Source organism: Xanthobacter nonsaccharivorans, assembly GCF_043194755.2.
GTDB lineage: Bacteria > Pseudomonadota > Alphaproteobacteria > Rhizobiales > Xanthobacteraceae > Xanthobacter > Xanthobacter autotrophicus_G.
The window spans coordinates 610,422-625,876 of record NZ_CM195526.1 but is presented as its reverse complement, the minus strand read 5'-3'; the positions used below and the strand labels follow the sequence as shown (position 1 = coordinate 625,876).

Sequence of the window (15,455 nt, the reverse complement as noted above, 5' to 3'; positions counted from 1 at the left end):
GCAGGTGCGATGGGTTCTGGGATTGCGCAGGTGGCGGCGCAGGCGGGGCATGGGGTGCTGCTCTACGACGCGATGGAGGGGGCGGCGGAGAAGGGGCGGTCCGGCATCCTCGCCGGCCTCGACAAGCTGGTCGCGAAGGGCAAGCTGCCGGCGCAGGAGCGCGACGCCCTGGCGGCGCGGATCACGGTCGCTCCGTCCCTCGACGCCCTCGCGGGCGCGGGGCTGGTGGTGGAGGCCATCGTCGAGCGGCTGGAGGTGAAGCGGCAGGTGTTCGCGGCGCTGGAGCAGATCGTGACGCCCGACTCGATCCTGGCCTCCAACACCTCCTCGCTCTCCATCACCGCCATCGCCGCGGGGCTGAAGCATCCGGAGCGGGTCGCCGGGCTGCATTTCTTCAATCCGGCGCCGGTCATGAAGCTGGTGGAGATCGTCGCCGGCCTCGCCTCGGATCGCGCCGTGCTCGACACCCTGTTCGCGACCGCCGAAGCCTGGGGCAAGGTGCCGGTGCACGCCACCTCGACTCCCGGCTTCATCGTCAACCGCGTGGCGCGGCCGTTCTATGCCGAGGGCCTGCGCCTCCTGGAAGAGAGCGCGGCGGACGTCGCCACCCTCGATGCCGTGATGCGCGAGGCCGGCGGCTTCCGCATGGGGCCGTTCGAGCTCATGGACCTCATCGGCCACGACGTGAACTTCGCCGTGACGAGCTCGGTGTTCCAGTCCTATTTCTGCGATCCGCGCTACCGGCCGTCCCTGACCCAGCAGGAACTGGTGGCGGCCGGCTGGCTGGGGCGCAAGTCCGGGCGCGGCTTCTACGACTACACGACAGGGGCCGCGCTTTCCGAGCCCGCCACGGTGGCTCCCCAGCCGGCGCCCGGTGTGGTGACCATCGAGGGGGATCTTGGACCCGCAGAGCCTCTTGCCGACCTCTTCGCCGAGGCCGGCATCGCCGTCACCCGCACCGACGGTCCGGGCCTTGTCCGGATCGACGGTGCGAGCCTTGCCCTGACCGACGGGAGCATGGCGACCGGGCGCGTCGCCGCCGGCGCGCCGGCAGATCTCGTGCTGTTCGACCTCGCGCTCGACTACGCGAGCGCACGTCGCATCGCCATCGCAAAAGCCGACCAGGCGCCGGCCGGAGCGGCGGAAGCCGCTGCCGGGCTGTTCCAGGCCCTTGGCAAGACGGTGTCTGCGGTCGACGACGTGCCCGGCCTCGTGGTGATGCGCACCGTGGCGATGCTGGCCAACGAGGCTGCGGAAGCGGCGCTGGTTGGCGTGGCGTCCCCCGCCGACATCGACCGGGCCATGACCTTCGGCGTGAACTATCCCCGCGGTCCCCTCGCCTGGGCCGACGCGGTGGGGCCGGAGCGCATCCTCGCCGTGCTGGAGGCGGTGCAGGCGGCCTATGGCGATGATCGCTACCGGCCCTCCCAGTTCCTGCGCCGCCGCGTCGCCTCAAGAAGGCCGCTCGCCGGCTGAGGCTGAAGCTTGAGACCATGCCACCATCGGCCCGCAAGGCCGTCGAGGAGGGGCCGCGCGCGGCCTGATGCCATGACCGAAGCCTTCATCTGCGCCGCCGTCCGCACGCCCGTCGGGCGCTATGGCGGCGCCTTGTCCTCTGTCCGAGCGGACGACCTCGCCGCCGTGCCAATCACGGCCCTGATGGCGCGCAACCCCTCGGTGGACTGGGGCGCCATCGACGACGTGATCCTCGGCTGTGCCAACCAGGCCGGCGAGGACAATCGCAACGTCGCCCGCATGGCGGCGCTGCTCGCCAGGCTGCCGGTGGAGGTGCCGGGCTCCACCGTCAACCGGCTGTGCGGCTCGGGCATGGATGCCATCGGCACCGCCGCCCGCGCCATCAAGGCGGGCGAGACCGCGCTGATGATCGCCGGCGGGGTGGAAAGCATGAGCCGCGCGCCCTTCGTCATGGGCAAGGCCGACAGCCCCTTCTCCCGCGCCGCGAAGATCGAGGACACCACCATCGGCTGGCGGTTCGTGAACGCCGTCATGAAGGCGATGCACGGCGTCGATTCCATGCCGGAGACGGCGGAGAACGTGGCTGACGACTTCCAGGTCTCGCGTGCCGACCAGGACGCCTTCGCCCTGCGCAGCCAGCAACGCGCCGGCCGGGCCCAGGCCGCCGGTCGCTTCGCCCGCGAGATCGTGCCGGTGTCGATCCCGCAGAAGAAGGGCGATCCGAAGATCGTCGATGCGGACGAGCACCCCCGTCCCGACACCACCCTGGAGCAGCTCGCCAAGCTGAAGGGCGTGGTGCGGCCGGACGGCTCGGTGACCGCAGGCAACGCCTCGGGCGTCAACGACGGCGCCTGTGCCCTCATCCTCGCCTCCGAGGCCGCCGCCCGCTCTCATGGTCTCACGCCACGGGCCCGGATCGTCGCCATGGCCACGGCCGGCGTGCCGCCGCGCATCATGGGCATGGGCCCGGCGCCCGCCACCCGCAAGGTGCTGGCCCTCGCCGGCCTCACCCTCGCCAACATGGACGTGATCGAGCTCAACGAGGCATTCGCCTCGCAGGGGGTCGCCGTGCTGCGCGAGCTCGGCCTGCCTGATGATGCCGACCACGTGAACCCCAACGGCGGAGCGATCGCGCTCGGCCATCCGCTCGGCATGTCCGGCGCCCGCCTCGTCACCACCGCGCTCCATCAGCTCGAACAGACCGGCGGCCGTTACGCCCTCGCCACCATGTGCATCGGTGTCGGACAGGGCATCGCCACAATCATCCAACGCGTGTGAAGCAAAAAGAGATCCAGGAAGGCAGTGATGAACGTTCCACCAAGTCGCACCAAAGGCGACGACATCGTCGACGCCCGTGGTCTTACGAAGGAATTCAAAGGATTTGCTGCGGTCAAGAACGTTGACCTCAGGATCCGGCGGCACACCATTCACGCCCTGATCGGGCCGAATGGCGCGGGCAAGACCACCTGCTTCAATCTCATCACCAAGTTTCTGGAGCCGACGCGCGGGACCATCCGCCTGAACGGCCGGGACATCACGCGCACGCCGCCGGCGGACGTGGCCCGGCTTGGCATGGTGCGCTCGTTCCAGATCTCCGCCACGTTCGGGCACCTCTCGGTGCTGGAGAACGTGCGCATCGCGCTGCAGCGCCCCATCGGCAATTCCTTCCACTTCTGGCAGTCGGAAAAGAGCCTGGATGCGCTCAACGACCGGGCCATGCAGCTGATCGCCGACGTGGACCTGACCCAGTACGCCCGGCACCTGGCGGTGGAGCTGCCCTACGGCCGCAAGCGCGCGCTGGAGATCGCCACCACCCTGGCGCTCGAGCCGGAGATGCTGCTGCTCGACGAGCCCACCTCCGGCATGGGCCGCGAGGACATCGCCCGCACGGCGGACCTCATCAAGCGCGTGTCGGACAACCGCACCATCCTGATGGTGGAGCACAACCTCTCCGTGGTGGCCAACCTCTCGGACCGCATCACCGTGCTGGCGCGCGGCGAGATCCTCACCGAGGGGCCCTATTCGGAAGTGTCGAAGAACCCGCAGGTCATCGAGGCCTACATGGGCACCGGGCACGGAGCGCACTGAAGATGGCCGCGAACGGAACGCCCCTGCTCCAGGTGAAGGACCTGCACGGCCACTATGGCGAAAGCCATGTGCTGCACGGCATGACCTTCGACGTCCACCCCGGCGAGGTGGTGACGCTGCTCGGCCGCAACGGCGCGGGCAAGACCACCACCATGCGGGCCATCATGGGGCTGTTGCGCAAGCGCGCCGGCTCCATCCGCTACCAGGGCACCGAGACGGTGGGCCTCGCGCCCAACAAGATCGCCCGCCTCGGCATCGCCATCTGCCCCGAGGAGCGCGGCATCTTCGCCTCCCTCTCGGTGCGCGAGAACCTGCTGCTGCCCCCCGTGGTGCTGCCCGGCGGCCTGACGGTGGACGAGGTGCACGAGCTGTTCCCGCGGCTGGAAGAGCGCCGCAACAGCCAGGGCACCAAGCTGTCGGGCGGCGAGCAGCAGATGCTGGCCATCGCCCGCATCCTGCGCACCGGCGCCAAGCTGCTGCTGCTCGACGAGCCGTCCGAGGGCCTCGCCCCGGTGATCGTCCAGCACATCGGCGAGATCATCAAGACGCTGAAGCAGCGCGGCTTCACCGTCCTTCTCGTGGAACAGAATTTCCACTTCGCCTCCACCATCGCCGATCGCCACTACGTGGTGGAGCACGGCCGGGTGGTGGACATGGTGGAAAATGACAAGATCGCGGAAAACGCGGCGCGTCTCGAAGCGTTCCTCGGCGTCTGAGGGTCTGTCATGATCGAACTTCTTGGAATCCCTCCCCAGGCCCTGTTCGGGCAATTGCTTCTGGGCCTGATCAACGGCGCCTTCTACGCCATGCTGAGCCTCGGGCTCGCGGTGATCTTCGGCCTGTTGAACGTGATCAACTTCACGCACGGCGCGCAATACATGATGGGCGCGTTCGGGGCGTGGATGCTGCTGAACTATGCCGGCATCCCCTTCTGGGGGGCGCTCGTGCTCTCGCCCATCGTTGTGGCGATCGTCGGCATGGTGATCGAGCGGACGCTGCTCAAACGGCTCTACCATCTCGATCATCTCTACGGCCTGCTGCTGACCTTCGGCCTCGCCCTCATCATCGAGGGCCTGTTCCGGCGGCAGTACGGCTCGTCGGGCCTGCCCTACAACAATCCCCTGCCGGGCGGCACCAACCTCGGCTTCATGTTCCTGCCCAACTACCGCGCCTTCGTGGTGGTGGCCTCCCTCGTGGTCTGCATCGCCACCTGGTACGTGATCGAGCGCACCAAGCTCGGCTCCTACCTGCGCGCCGCCACCGAGCGGCCGGACCTGGTGCAGGCGTTCGGCATCGACGTGCCGCGCATGATCACGCTCACCTACGGCTTCGGCGTCGGCCTCGCCGCGCTGGCCGGCGTGCTTGCGGCGCCCGCCTACCAGGTGAGCCCCACCATGGGCTCCAACCTCATCATCGTGGTGTTCGCGGTGGTGGTGATCGGCGGCATGGGCTCCATCATGGGCGCCATCGTCACCGGCTTCGGCCTCGGCGTGGTGGAGGGCCTCACCAAGGTGTTCTACCCGGAGGCCTCCTCCACCGTCATCTTCGTCATCATGGCCATCGTGCTCATGGTGAAGCCCGCCGGCCTGTTCGGCACGGCCAAGTGAGCCGAGAAGCGAGGCGCTGAGATGAGCTCCACCTCCACCCCCACCGCCGCCGCCCCGGCGCCGGCCGCGACCTCCTCCAGCTTCGGCATCGTCTTCGGCGTCATCGCCGTCGCCGCGTTGCTGGTGGCGCCGTTCGGCGTCTATCCCGTGTTCCTGATGAAGGTGATGTGCTTCGCGCTGTTCGCGTGCGCCTTCAACCTGCTGCTCGGCTACACCGGCCTGCTCTCGTTCGGCCACGCCATGTTCTTCGGCGGGTCGGCCTATGTGTGCGCCCACACCATCAAGGTGATGGGCTTCACGCCCGAGGTCGGGCTGCTGGCCGGCGTCGCCTTCTCGGTGGTGCTCGGCTTCCTCGCCGGCCTCCTCGCCATCCGCCGCCAGGGCATCTACTTCGCCATGGTGACGCTGGCGCTGGCGCAGATGTTCTTCTTCTTCTGCCTCCAGGCCAAGTTCACCGGCGGCGAGGACGGCCTGCAGGCGGTGCCGCGACGCCCGCTGTTCGGGCTCATCGACATCTCCAAGGACATCAACCTGTATTACCTGGTGCTGGCCATCTTCCTGTTCGGCTTCCTGGTGATCTACCGGGCGGTGCACTCGCCCTTCGGCCAGGTGCTGAAGGCGATCCGCGAGAACGAGCCCCGCGCCATCTCGCTGGGCTACCGGGCCAACCAGTACAAGCTGCTGGCCTTCGTGCTCTCGGCGGCGCTGGCAGGGCTGGCCGGCTCCACCAAGGTGCTGGTGTTCCAGCTCGCCTCCCTCACCGACGTCGCCTGGCAGATGTCCGGCGAGGTGGTGCTGATGACCCTGGTGGGCGGCATGGGCACCATCCTCGGCCCGGTGGTGGGCGCGGCGGTGATCGTGACCATGCAGAACTATCTCGCCGGCCTCGGCGAGTGGGTGCTGGTGATCCAGGGCGTCATCTTCGTCCTGGCCGTCTCCCTGTTCCGCCGCGGCTTCGTCGGAGAGGTCATCGCCGTCGCAAAACACTACAACTCAAGAAAAATAAACCGGTGATCCTATGCCGGTCGCCTGGGCAAATCTCATGAGCGCGCGGCAGGCGATAGGCGAATGATCTCCAGAGCCTATGCGAGCGTTTAGCGCTCGCATTTTTCTATCCGTTTGCGGTGTGAGTGCCCAATGCCACCGGCGAATACACCCTAAATCGTCAGCCTGAGAGGCACTATGTCCGCGCAGAAACAAGAAGCCAGGGTCACGACTGCACACATTCGGGCCCGCAAGGGCAGCGAGCCCATCGTCTCGCTCACCGCATATGACGCATGCACAGCTTTGCTTGTCGACCGGCACGTGGATTTTATCCTGGTCGGGGACAGCCTCGGCATGGTGATCCATGGCTTTGGAACGACGCTGCCGGTGTCCGTTGATTTAATGATCGCACATGCGCGCGCGGTTGTTGGGAGCACCAGTCGAGCGCTCGTGGTCGTAGATCTGCCTTTTGGCAGCTACGAGAAGAGCCCAGCTGATGCCTTCGATACGGCAGCACACATTCTCAAGGAAACCGGGGCTGGCGCCGTGAAGCTCGAGGGCGGCACACATATGGCGGAGACCGTTCGGTTCCTGGTGGACCGAGGCATTCCGGTCATGGGACACGTCGGTCTCACACCGCAAGCCATCAATGGCCTAGGCTCCTTCTCAGCACGTGGACGAAGTGAAGCTGAGGCCAGCCGGATCCTAGCTGACGCATCCGCGGTCGCGGAGGCCGGAGCATTTGCGATCGTCCTCGAAGCCGTTGTCGAGCCGCTCGCACGCGAGATCACCGAAAAGATAAACATTCCGACCATCGGCATCGGAGGTTCTTCTGCCTGCGACGGTCAGGTTTTGGTACTCCAGGATATGCTGTGGTTCCACGACCGCGCCCCTAAGTTTGTGAAAAAGTAAGCGAACCTCGCTGCAGAGATTGAAAAGGCAGTCGAGACCTACGCGGTGGAGGTGAGGACGCGGGCCTTTCCGGATACAGCTCATACCTACGCTGTGCGCCGCGGCTGAAACATCTGGCGCGCCCACACGCGCATAGGCTTATTTCCTCATTTGGTACTGCGCCGGTTCCGGCAAGCCTCAGCATTGTGAGGTCTGCCACGGACAGACTGCTTGAGACCAACTCAGGCCGGCTATACGCGCTGTCAACATGTCAATTTCTCCCTGATGATATAGGTGTTTTGTTTATTTTCTGTTGTCCGCCCTTAGTATTTTCGGATCTATTAATTTGCATCATATGCAATCTGCGATATATAAATATGGTAAATTACAAAAATTATTTAATAATACATAAATAATATAATATATTTTGAATTTTTATAACTATCAATACTTTTTTATAATTTAAACTGCAATTTTGATGTAAATTTTACTCCATTTATCTGTAATTATTTCTTGACACTCTGCCCCCGTTCTCCGAGTCAGGTGCTTTATTTGAAACTGACGATAGCCCTCAAGGCTGGCCGCCACGACACGCAGCAGAAAATCGCAATCCTCAGTCATTAGATGGCATTCAACGACTTGCGGCAAGCGCTGCACTTCCTCAATGAAGTGATCCGTGGTTTTCGAGTCCTGGGAGACCAGCCATATCCGTGCGAAAATGGTCATTCCCATGCCGGCCTTGGACGGGTGGAGTAGTGCAACACACCGTTGAATGACATCTGCTTCTTCGAGCAGCTTCACCCGACGAAGGCATGGAGAGGGTGAGAGGCCAACCTCCGCGGCGAGGCCAGTATTGAGCATTCGGCCCTTTTTCTGGAGAGTTCTAAGAATCCGGCGGTCGATTTCGTCCAGTTTGAGCATGGGTGGCCCGCCTTCGATGACGCAGGGTAGAATGCCAAGATGGTGCGCTAGGGTGGAACGATATACCAATAATCACCCCGAATAAGGCATATCTAGGCAACTTCCAGGAGATCGCTCACGACGCCTCCCCTGCCGTAAGGAGGGAGTTTAGCGGAAAGCAGCTCAGCGGGGGCGCGCCAGCGGGCCCTGTGAGGGCCGCCTCGGAGGCCGTCATGCCCCCCGTACTTCGCCTTCCACTTGTAGAGGGTGGCGTCCGAGATGGCGTGCTTGCGGCACATGTTGGCGGCCTTCATCCCCACCTCGAGCTTCTTCAGCGCCAATATGATCCGCTCCTCGCTGAAACGGCTGCGCCGCATGGTCCTTTTCCTGATCGAAGGACCCAACCGATCCGTGACAGGAATTCAGGGGAGCACGTCAATGGCTGCCACGCCGGGCACGATCAGGCACCGATGGGCCCGGGCCACGGCCGCCGGGATCACCAGGAACAGGGCTGCGCGCATCGCGGTGGTGGTCACCACCACGGGCAGGGACAAGGCGAAGCCCGGTGTCTGGTCGAACAGCAGGAGGGACCGAGGGCGAAAGGGATGCTCCCACAGTTACCGAGAATGAAGGACGGGGCTAGGACCTCCGCCACCATCAGGGCAACCTCGAGTAGGGCCTAGATTACGCCTCGCAATAGCTAAACCAGCCTGTTGATAAGGACTTCCGCGACAGCCACGCGGCAGCCATTCTTACGTCCGAATGGTCAGCAGACGTGTATCGATTTTAAATGAACCACCATATCGATTGACATTGCAGGGTTCTGCGACTTCCGACAAAATCGCAAGATCGGTCGAGCCCATTGTGGCCATTAGCGACTAATGGAGCCACCACCGATGAAGGACGATGAGGGCGGCGCTTCAAAACTATCAAGCCTGGATGCAGTGGGGTGCCACACTATTGGGTCGAGGCCTTGACGCTGATCTAGATCAGGAAAGGGCAAGCGCTGCCGCGGTCTTATCCTGGGTTCATTTCCATGGGCCTTTAGTCCGAGCTGCAGCGTGACGCCAACTTGAGATAAATACATGACCACAAAATACGCCCCCCAGAAAAGAGCAACATGCGGCAATACATATACTATTAACAATATTGAGATGTACTGTGAGGAGTATGGATGCGGAAAGCCTCTGGTCCTCTTGCACGGGTTTGGCGGCTGCGTGCAGAACTGGCATCCATTCACCTCCGAACTCGCAGAGCACTATCGATTGATTGTCGTAGATTTGCGTGGCCATGGTCGCTCCACCAATCCCGAGAACAAGTTCACACATCGGGAAGCGGCCAGAGACGTGTTTTTCTTACTTGATAAGCTGGGAGTTGATCAGTTCTCGGCGATGGGGATTAGTTCTGGCGGCATGACGCTACTACACATGGCAACGCGTCAGCCCAAGCGCCTGGATGCGATGGTGTTAATCAGTGCAACGACCCATTTCCCCGATCAAGCAAGGGTTATCATGCGCAGAGCTTCGCTTGACACCATGCCGGAACCGGTTCGAGAAATGTATCGGGAGTGCGCAAAGCGCGGCGACGAGCAGGTCAATCAACTTATCGCGCAGTTCAACGCGTTGGGTGCAAACAACGATGATATGATTTTCACTGAGAAAGACATGTCAATCATTACAGCTCGCACGCTTGTTGTGCATGCTGATCGCGACAGGTTCTTTCCCGTTGAAATTGCTGTAAACATGTACCGCTCTATTCCGAATGCGGCGTTATGGATTATTCCTGGCGGCGAGCACGCTCCGATATATGATTCCAACGTTCCATTCAGTTCAACGGCCATGAGATTCCTTGATGGGTCGGGCGCTGGGTTGTAATCAGCGGCCGAACAACAGGCTGGAGCCGCCACAGAGGAGGAGCGATGAAGGCAGCGCTTCGAAACTACCATGTCCGAATGCAGCGAGTTCTGGACTATATCGATCACCACCTTGACAGTGATCTGGGCTTAAAAACGTTGAGCGGCATTGCGGCTTTCTCAAAATTTCATTTCCACCGACAGTTTAAGGCGACCTTCGGCTTGTCGCTGCATCGCTATGTCCAGCTTGCCCGTTTGAAAAACGCTTCGCACTGGCTGGCCTACGGGGATGCCCAAAGTGTCACGGACATTGCGCTGGATGCCGGCTACGACGCGCCGGACGCTTTCGCCCGCGCCTTTCGGCAACGGTTCGGGCAATCGCCTTCATCGTTCCGGAAGTCTCCCGAATGGGAGCCGTGGCTTGCAGCTTTCGGACCTCTCGACAATGCCAGAAGCAGGTTCACGCAGAAGATTTTTAGTGCAGATGACGTGACAATTTGCGATGTACCCTGCACGCCGGTGGCGATCATGGAGCATCGGGGGGACCCGGTGACGCTCGGCGCTACCATCCAGCGGTTCATCGCATGGCGCACGGCCGCTGGCCTGCACCTCGATACAAATCCGACCTTCAATATCTGGCGTTCGGAGCGGCGTCCTACGTCGCGTGCCGATTATAGTGTGGATCTTTGTGTCGGGACCGGCCGAGCGATTAACGCGAACGGTGAGGAGATCAAAGCCGGAGAGATTCCAGGTGGACGCTGCGCGGTACTGCGCGTCATCGGCAACACCGACAATCTGGAGCCCGCCGCACTCTACCTTTATCGCGACTGGCTTCCGGCCAGCGGCGAGGAGACGCGCGATTTCCCTCTCTATTGCCAGCGCTTGGGATTCTTCGCCGAAGTACCGGAGCGTGAGGCAGTGGCGGAACTGTTTTTGCCGCTGAAATAGCGCGTTCCCACGGTGATCTATTTCTTCTGATCGCAAGAAACCAGCTCGCGGATTCTTGAGGCAAAGCCGCTGCTCCTGGCCCACCCCACTTTGAGCCCATGCGCGCGCAGCGTGCAGCGGATCTCATTCTCATGGCCCATCACCTTGTTGACTGGGAATTCGGGGCTCGTCAGCAGGGTGCGCAACTCCCGGCTTTCGACGGATTTCAAGAGTGGGGCCGGAGGTTCGAGTGCGGAGTTCGCCCGCGTATGTCGACCACAACGAAGCCACTGCGTTCGCCGCCTCCTTTCCCTGTCCGGCGATTTTCTTTGGCCAGACCTCGATGTCTTTTGCGACGGTTGCGCCGTAGCGGGCTTTTTCTTCCGGGCGGTTGCGGCGGCGCTCGAAGGCGATGATGCGGGTGGCGAGGGTGAACGCCTCCTTCAGGTCGTGGGTCACCATCACCACGCTCATCTCGCAGGTGTTCCACAGCTTCAGCATGAGCTGGTGGATGTCGGCGCGGATGCCGGGATCGAGCGCGCCGAAGGGCTCGTCCAGCAGCAGGATCTTCGGCTTGCGCATGATCGCCTGCGCCAGCGCGAGGCGCTGCTGCATGCCGCCGGACAGCGCCGCCGGATATTTGTCCTCGGCGCCCTTCAGGCCGACTTCCTCGACGAGGGCGCGGGCCTCCTCCTGCGCCGCGCGGCGACGGGCGCCGAACAGGCGGCCGGTGAGCGGGGCCTCCGCCATCTCGGCGGCGAGCAGCACGTTGCCGAGCACGGTGAGGTGGGGGAAGACGGAATAGCGCTGGAAGACCACGCCCCGGTCCGCCCCCGGCTCACGGGCGATGGGCCTGCCGTCGATCAGCACCTCGCCGCGTGTTGCCGTTTCCTCGGAGAGGAGGATGCGCAGGAAGGTGGTCTTGCCGCAGCCGGAGGGGCCGACGAGGGCGACGAAGGAGCGTGGCGCGAACGAGAGGGAGATGTCCTCCAGCACGATCTGGTCGCCATATTCCTTCCAGAGGTGGGTGACGGCGATGGCGGTCATTTCGCGCCTCCGAACCAGGGGAAGAGGACGCGGCGCGCATGCGCCAGCGCGAGGTCCATGGCCACGGCGATCAGCGTGATCCAGGCCACGTAGGGCAGGATCACGTCCATGGCCAGATAGCGCCGCACCAGGAAGATGCGGTAGCCGAGGCCACTGTCGGAGGCGATCGCCTCCGCCGCGATGAGGAACAGGAAGGCCGGGCCGAGGGACAGGCGCAGGGCGTCCATGAGGCGCGGCAGGATCTGCGGCAGCACCACGCGCAGCATCATCTGCCAGGTGGAGGCGCCGAGCGTCTGCGCCTTGATCATCTGCTCGCGCGGCAGCTCCTCCACCCGCATGGCGAGGTCGCGGACGAGATAGGGCGTGATGCCGATGGTGATGAGGGCGATCTTGGATTCCTCCCCCAGCCCCATGACGATGAAGAGGATGGGCAGGAGCGCCAGCGGCGGCACCATGGAGACCATGGCGACGAACGGCGCGAGCAGGGCCCGCACGAGGGGCAGCATGCCGATGAGCACGCCCACCGTCAGGGCGATGGCGGTGGACAGGCCGAGGGCGGCGAGGAGCCGCTCCAGGCTGGCCAGCGTGTCCGACCACAACAAATAATCGCCGGTGCGCGGGTCGGCGGTGAAGGCCATCTTCACGATGGCGGCGCCGAGGCTGGAGAGGCTCGGCAGGAGCTTGTCGTCGGGGTTCGCGGCGAGGCGCTCGGCGGATCCGAGGAGATAGGCGAGGACGACCAGGGCAAACGGCAGGATGGCGAGGAACAGCGCCGTTCCCCGATCCGGCCTGACATTGATGAGGCGCATCCGCGCTGCTCCCGAAGATGATGAAGGCGGGGCGGACCCGATCCGGCCGCCCGGCCCTGGAATGGGCCCTCCGGTCAGTCCGGAGCCCGGTGCGAGAGCTCGCCGAAGGCGGCTCCTGCCAGCAGCGCCGGCGGGACAGGGCCTGCTCCGCAGGGCTTTCCCCTCGCGTCCCGGATCAGCGCTCAGGCCTGTCCGGGACGCGAGGGAGGCGCTAGCCGCTCAGAGCTTCCCGTCGGCGACCATGGCCATCCAGGTGTCGGTGAAGCGCAGCTTCACGTTCTTGGCGTCGCCCAGAACCTTGCCGCCCGGCAGCTCGATGCCCACCGCGTCCGCCGACTTGGCGTTGGAGCCGAGGAGGTTCTTCTCGAACAGGAAGGTGCGCACCCGGTCCATGGTGGTGCCCACGTCCGGCGAGCGCACGAAGGCCACCGCGTCGGGGGCCTTGGCGAACAGCCTGGTGGCGGCGAGCTGGCTGTCGAACCCGGCGAGATCGGTGCCCGAGGCCTTGCCCATGGCGGCGCGGGCGGCCTTGCCGGCGTCCGTGTCGGCGGTGAAGAGCGCGGTCGTCTCGTACCAGATGCCCACCAGCGCCTTGGCGAAGTCCGGATTGTCCTTGAGGGTGTCGGTGTTGGCCACCATCAGGTCCATGATCTCGCCGGGGATCTTGGACGAGTCGAACACGCTGTGCGCGGTCTTGTCGGTAAGGATCTCGGAGACCAGCGGGTTCCAGGTGACGACGGAGGTCACGTCCTTGGTCTTGTAGGCGGCGACCATGTCGGCGTCGGAGGTGTTCACCACCTTCACGTCGCGCTCCTTCAGCTTGATGCTCTCAAGCGCGCGGGCCAGCAAATAGTGGGAGACGGAGAACTCGACCAGGTTCACCTTCTGGCCCTTGATGGCCGAGAGCTCCTTCTTGCCCTTCAGGATCACGGCGTCGTTGCCGTTGGAGAAGTCGCCGACGATGACGGCGGTGGTGTCCACGCCGCCGGCGGCGGGCACGGAGAGGGCATCCATGTTGGTGACGGTCAGCGCGTCGAAGGCGCCGGCCGTGTACTGGTTGATGCTCTCCACATAGTCGTTGAACTGCACCACATCGATCTTGATGCCGTACTTGTCGGCCCACTTCTTCACGATGCCGGTGTCCGCGGCGTAGCCCCAGGGCATCCAGCCCACATAGATGGACCACGCCACCTTGAATTCCTTCTTCGGAGCGGCCAGCGCCGGCTGCGCCGCAAGCGCAAGCCCCGCCACGGCGGCAGCGCCGAGCGTGTGGGCAAAGAACGACTTGAGGCGCTGGGCTTTGAACGAGAACAGAGTGCGCATGTAATTCCCCTTGGCTTGTCGTTGACATTGCAGGGAGCGTGGGAACAGCCGCCGGCCTGCGCCGGAAACCTCCGCCGGCGCTCATGCCACGCTCGACGGCGTGTTCCGATCATCCAGGCTGGCAGCGTGCGGACCAGCGCACGGATGCTTCACCGACGCGTCCTGGTTCCGATCAGGGTCTGCAGCAGATCCACAAGGCTTTCGGCGTCGAGCTCCGGCCGGACGATCCGGCTTGCGATCAGCCCGTCGAGGAACACCGAGATCAAGATGGCGAGCTGCGCCGCATTCGCGCGCCGACCCAAGGCTTTCACCAGGATGGTCGTTTCATGGGTGTAGAACTCGCGAATGGCCATGTCCGTCTCGGCGCTGCGTCGGCTCGACATGGCGTAATCGAGAATGATCTTGAGGAAGCCGGACGTCGGTCGTGACAGCGAGAGGTTGCTGGCGATCCAGGCGTCGAGGTCTTCCCCGCTGCGCTCCCCCTTCAGCTCAGCATAGCGGGCCAGCATGTCCTGTAGTGATTTACGCAGGACATAGCGGAACAGGTCATCCTTGTCCTTGAAGTAGTAATATATGAGCCCCGGGGCGATATTTGCCGCGCGACCGAGGTCCTTGTTCGTCACATTGTCGTATCCGACCTCGGCGAACAGCTGCAACGCCGCCGCGGCGATCGCTTCCCGCCGGTCGTCCCCCGAGCGCCGGGTCTCTTCGGATGCCTTGGCGGGTTGACCGCCGCGGGGGCTGCTCTTTCGCATCACATGCCTCGTCTTATGTCGTCTCGCCGGGCCGCGGATGCCCTTCGAAGGTGGCACCGGGTGCTGGATCAGGCCAATCCTCCGCCGCCGCGCAGGCGAGCAGTGCGGTTAGATCGTGGATCAGCTGGTCACGCATCCCCCGGCCGCGCTCGGCCGTGGCACCTTTCGGATGTCCGACGACGCCCGTCTCGGTCACCGCCGGCATGTCGTATCTCCAGATGCGCCCGATGGTGAGGTCATCGGTGTCACGGGCTTCAGCCATGTCCACCTCCTCAGGACACAGAGCCAGCAGCATGGCCGTTTCCGCCAGATTGGCGTGAACATCGGCGCCATCTTCCGTGTAGATCTTCCGCGCCGCGGCGGAAAGCTCCCAGAGCCCGCGCGCGGCGAACCGCACATGCGGATGATCGTGGCGGAGCTGCAGGATGGCGGATTCGATGGACGGACCATTGGTGGCATGGCCCGAGACGATCAGAAGGCGATCCACGCCCGATCGGATCGCCCAGGTGGCGAGTTCCTCGATCACCTGGGCCAGCACGCGCGGGGACAAAGACAAGGTGCCGGCCCAGCGGGCGGTATGGCCGTGCGAGCAGCCATACGGGAGGGGCGGGAGCATCAGCACGTCCGCCGCCGCGCAGGCCGCCGCACAGACGGCCTCCACCAGCGCCGTATCGGTGCCGGTCGGCAAATGCGGGCCGTGCTGCTCAGTCGCGCCGATGGGCAGAACCGCCATTCGCCGCCCGGTCGCCATCGTCGCGGCGATGACGGGGCTGGTCGCGCTCGACCAGCGGGTCGG

At 64.1% G+C, this 15,455-nt stretch carries 14 protein-coding genes and 3 pseudogenes; 9 read left to right on the top strand and 8 right to left on the bottom strand.

Annotation, left to right across the window (positions count from 1 at the left end; all coding sequences use genetic code 11):
- Positions 1–9: 9 nt before the first annotated feature.
- The 7 genes and pseudogenes from paaH to panB all read left to right on the top strand — a co-directional run bounded on the left by paaH (position 10) and on the right by panB (position 7,175).
- Positions 10–1,476 (top strand): 3-hydroxyacyl-CoA dehydrogenase PaaH, encoded by a 1,467-nt coding sequence (paaH, locus tag V5F59_RS02835; protein ID WP_509211180.1) that lies wholly within the window; start codon positions 10–12, stop codon positions 1,474–1,476.
- 72 nt (positions 1,477–1,548) lie between these two features.
- Entirely contained in the window at positions 1,549–2,754 is a 1,206-nt protein-coding gene (gene pcaF, locus V5F59_RS02830; protein ID WP_393981765.1) for a 3-oxoadipyl-CoA thiolase, read from the top strand.
- 27 nt (positions 2,755–2,781) lie between these two features.
- Positions 2,782–3,564, top strand: coding sequence for an ABC transporter ATP-binding protein (locus V5F59_RS02825; protein ID WP_393981767.1), 783 nt, complete (start codon positions 2,782–2,784; stop codon positions 3,562–3,564).
- A gap of 2 nt (positions 3,565–3,566) precedes the next feature.
- Positions 3,567–4,280, top strand: coding sequence for an ABC transporter ATP-binding protein (locus V5F59_RS02820; protein WP_393981769.1), 714 nt, complete (start codon positions 3,567–3,569; stop codon positions 4,278–4,280).
- A gap of 9 nt (positions 4,281–4,289) precedes the next feature.
- Positions 4,290–5,171: an ABC transporter permease subunit gene (locus tag V5F59_RS02815; protein WP_509211179.1), complete on the top strand. Its 882-nt coding sequence runs from the start codon at positions 4,290–4,292 to the stop codon at positions 5,169–5,171.
- A gap of 21 nt (positions 5,172–5,192) precedes the next feature.
- Entirely contained in the window at positions 5,193–6,185 is a 993-nt protein-coding gene (locus V5F59_RS02810) for an ABC transporter permease subunit (RefSeq protein WP_509211178.1), read from the top strand.
- Between the two features lie 168 nt (positions 6,186–6,353).
- Positions 6,354–7,175: pseudogene (gene panB, locus V5F59_RS02805) on the top strand (3-methyl-2-oxobutanoate hydroxymethyltransferase).
- Between the two features lie 333 nt (positions 7,176–7,508).
- Here the strand turns inward: panB and V5F59_RS02800 are convergent.
- The 3 genes and pseudogenes from V5F59_RS02800 to V5F59_RS02790 form a co-directional block, all read right to left on the bottom strand.
- A complete protein-coding gene (locus V5F59_RS02800; RefSeq protein ID WP_509211177.1) occupies positions 7,509–7,967 on the bottom strand; it encodes a winged helix-turn-helix transcriptional regulator in 459 nt (152 codons plus the stop codon).
- A 215-nt stretch (positions 7,968–8,182) separates the two neighbouring features.
- Positions 8,183–8,323: pseudogene (locus V5F59_RS02795) on the bottom strand (transposase); the annotation flags it as partial.
- 45 nt (positions 8,324–8,368) lie between these two features.
- Positions 8,369–8,500 (bottom strand): hypothetical protein, encoded by a 132-nt coding sequence (locus V5F59_RS02790; RefSeq protein WP_509211176.1) that lies wholly within the window; start codon positions 8,498–8,500, stop codon positions 8,369–8,371.
- A 531-nt stretch (positions 8,501–9,031) separates the two neighbouring features.
- Here V5F59_RS02790 and V5F59_RS02785 point away from each other — a divergent pair.
- Both V5F59_RS02785 and V5F59_RS02780 read left to right on the top strand, forming a co-directional pair.
- A complete protein-coding gene (locus tag V5F59_RS02785; protein WP_509211175.1) occupies positions 9,032–9,820 on the top strand; it encodes an alpha/beta fold hydrolase in 789 nt (262 codons plus the stop codon).
- Positions 9,821–9,864: 44 nt separating this feature from the next.
- Positions 9,865–10,746, top strand: a complete 882-nt coding sequence (locus V5F59_RS02780; protein ID WP_509211174.1) for a GyrI-like domain-containing protein — start codon at positions 9,865–9,867, stop codon at positions 10,744–10,746.
- Positions 10,747–11,040: 294 nt separating this feature from the next.
- Here V5F59_RS02780 and V5F59_RS02775 read toward each other — a convergent pair.
- The 5 genes and pseudogenes from V5F59_RS02775 to V5F59_RS02755 all read right to left on the bottom strand — a co-directional run.
- Positions 11,041–11,772, bottom strand: a pseudogene (locus V5F59_RS02775) (ABC transporter ATP-binding protein); the annotation flags it as partial.
- On the bottom strand, positions 11,769–12,581 hold the full coding sequence (locus tag V5F59_RS02770; protein ID WP_393982396.1) for an ABC transporter permease: 813 nt from the start codon (positions 12,579–12,581) through the stop codon (positions 11,769–11,771). The pseudogene V5F59_RS02775 and the gene V5F59_RS02770, both read right to left, overlap by 4 nt.
- 219 nt (positions 12,582–12,800) lie before the next feature.
- A complete protein-coding gene (locus V5F59_RS02765; protein WP_393982397.1) occupies positions 12,801–13,904 on the bottom strand; it encodes a putative urea ABC transporter substrate-binding protein in 1,104 nt (367 codons plus the stop codon).
- A gap of 149 nt (positions 13,905–14,053) precedes the next feature.
- Positions 14,054–14,659 carry a TetR family transcriptional regulator gene (locus tag V5F59_RS02760; RefSeq protein WP_509211173.1) on the bottom strand — a complete coding sequence of 202 codons (606 nt, stop codon included), beginning with the start codon at positions 14,657–14,659 and terminating at the stop codon, positions 14,054–14,056.
- Between the two features lie 13 nt (positions 14,660–14,672).
- Positions 14,673–15,392, bottom strand: a complete 720-nt coding sequence (locus V5F59_RS02755) for a creatininase family protein (RefSeq protein WP_509211172.1) — start codon at positions 15,390–15,392, stop codon at positions 14,673–14,675.
- Positions 15,393–15,455: the final 63 nt, after the last annotated feature.

Excerpts from the sequence above, each read along its gene's own strand:
- V5F59_RS02760 (WP_509211173.1), bottom strand. The coding sequence starts at position 14,659 with ATGCGAAAGAGCAGCCCCCGCGGCGGTCAACCCGCCAAGGCATCCGAA.
- V5F59_RS02755 (WP_509211172.1), bottom strand. The coding sequence starts at position 15,392 with ATGGCGGTTCTGCCCATCGGCGCGACTGAGCAGCACGGCCCGCATTTG.
- V5F59_RS02815 (WP_509211179.1), top strand. The coding sequence starts at position 4,290 with ATGATCGAACTTCTTGGAATCCCTCCCCAGGCCCTGTTCGGGCAATTG.
- pcaF (WP_393981765.1), top strand. The coding sequence starts at position 1,549 with ATGACCGAAGCCTTCATCTGCGCCGCCGTCCGCACGCCCGTCGGGCGC.
- V5F59_RS02780 (WP_509211174.1), top strand. The coding sequence starts at position 9,865 with ATGAAGGCAGCGCTTCGAAACTACCATGTCCGAATGCAGCGAGTTCTG.
- V5F59_RS02825 (WP_393981767.1), top strand. The coding sequence starts at position 2,782 with ATGAACGTTCCACCAAGTCGCACCAAAGGCGACGACATCGTCGACGCC.
- V5F59_RS02785 (WP_509211175.1), top strand. The coding sequence starts at position 9,032 with ATGACCACAAAATACGCCCCCCAGAAAAGAGCAACATGCGGCAATACA.
- V5F59_RS02810 (WP_509211178.1), top strand. The coding sequence starts at position 5,193 with ATGAGCTCCACCTCCACCCCCACCGCCGCCGCCCCGGCGCCGGCCGCG.
- V5F59_RS02765 (WP_393982397.1), bottom strand. The coding sequence starts at position 13,904 with ATGCGCACTCTGTTCTCGTTCAAAGCCCAGCGCCTCAAGTCGTTCTTT.
- V5F59_RS02770 (WP_393982396.1), bottom strand. The coding sequence starts at position 12,581 with ATGCGCCTCATCAATGTCAGGCCGGATCGGGGAACGGCGCTGTTCCTC.
- V5F59_RS02820 (WP_393981769.1), top strand. The coding sequence starts at position 3,567 with ATGGCCGCGAACGGAACGCCCCTGCTCCAGGTGAAGGACCTGCACGGC.
- V5F59_RS02800 (WP_509211177.1), bottom strand. The coding sequence starts at position 7,967 with ATGCTCAAACTGGACGAAATCGACCGCCGGATTCTTAGAACTCTCCAG.
- paaH (WP_509211180.1), top strand. The coding sequence starts at position 10 with ATGGGTTCTGGGATTGCGCAGGTGGCGGCGCAGGCGGGGCATGGGGTG.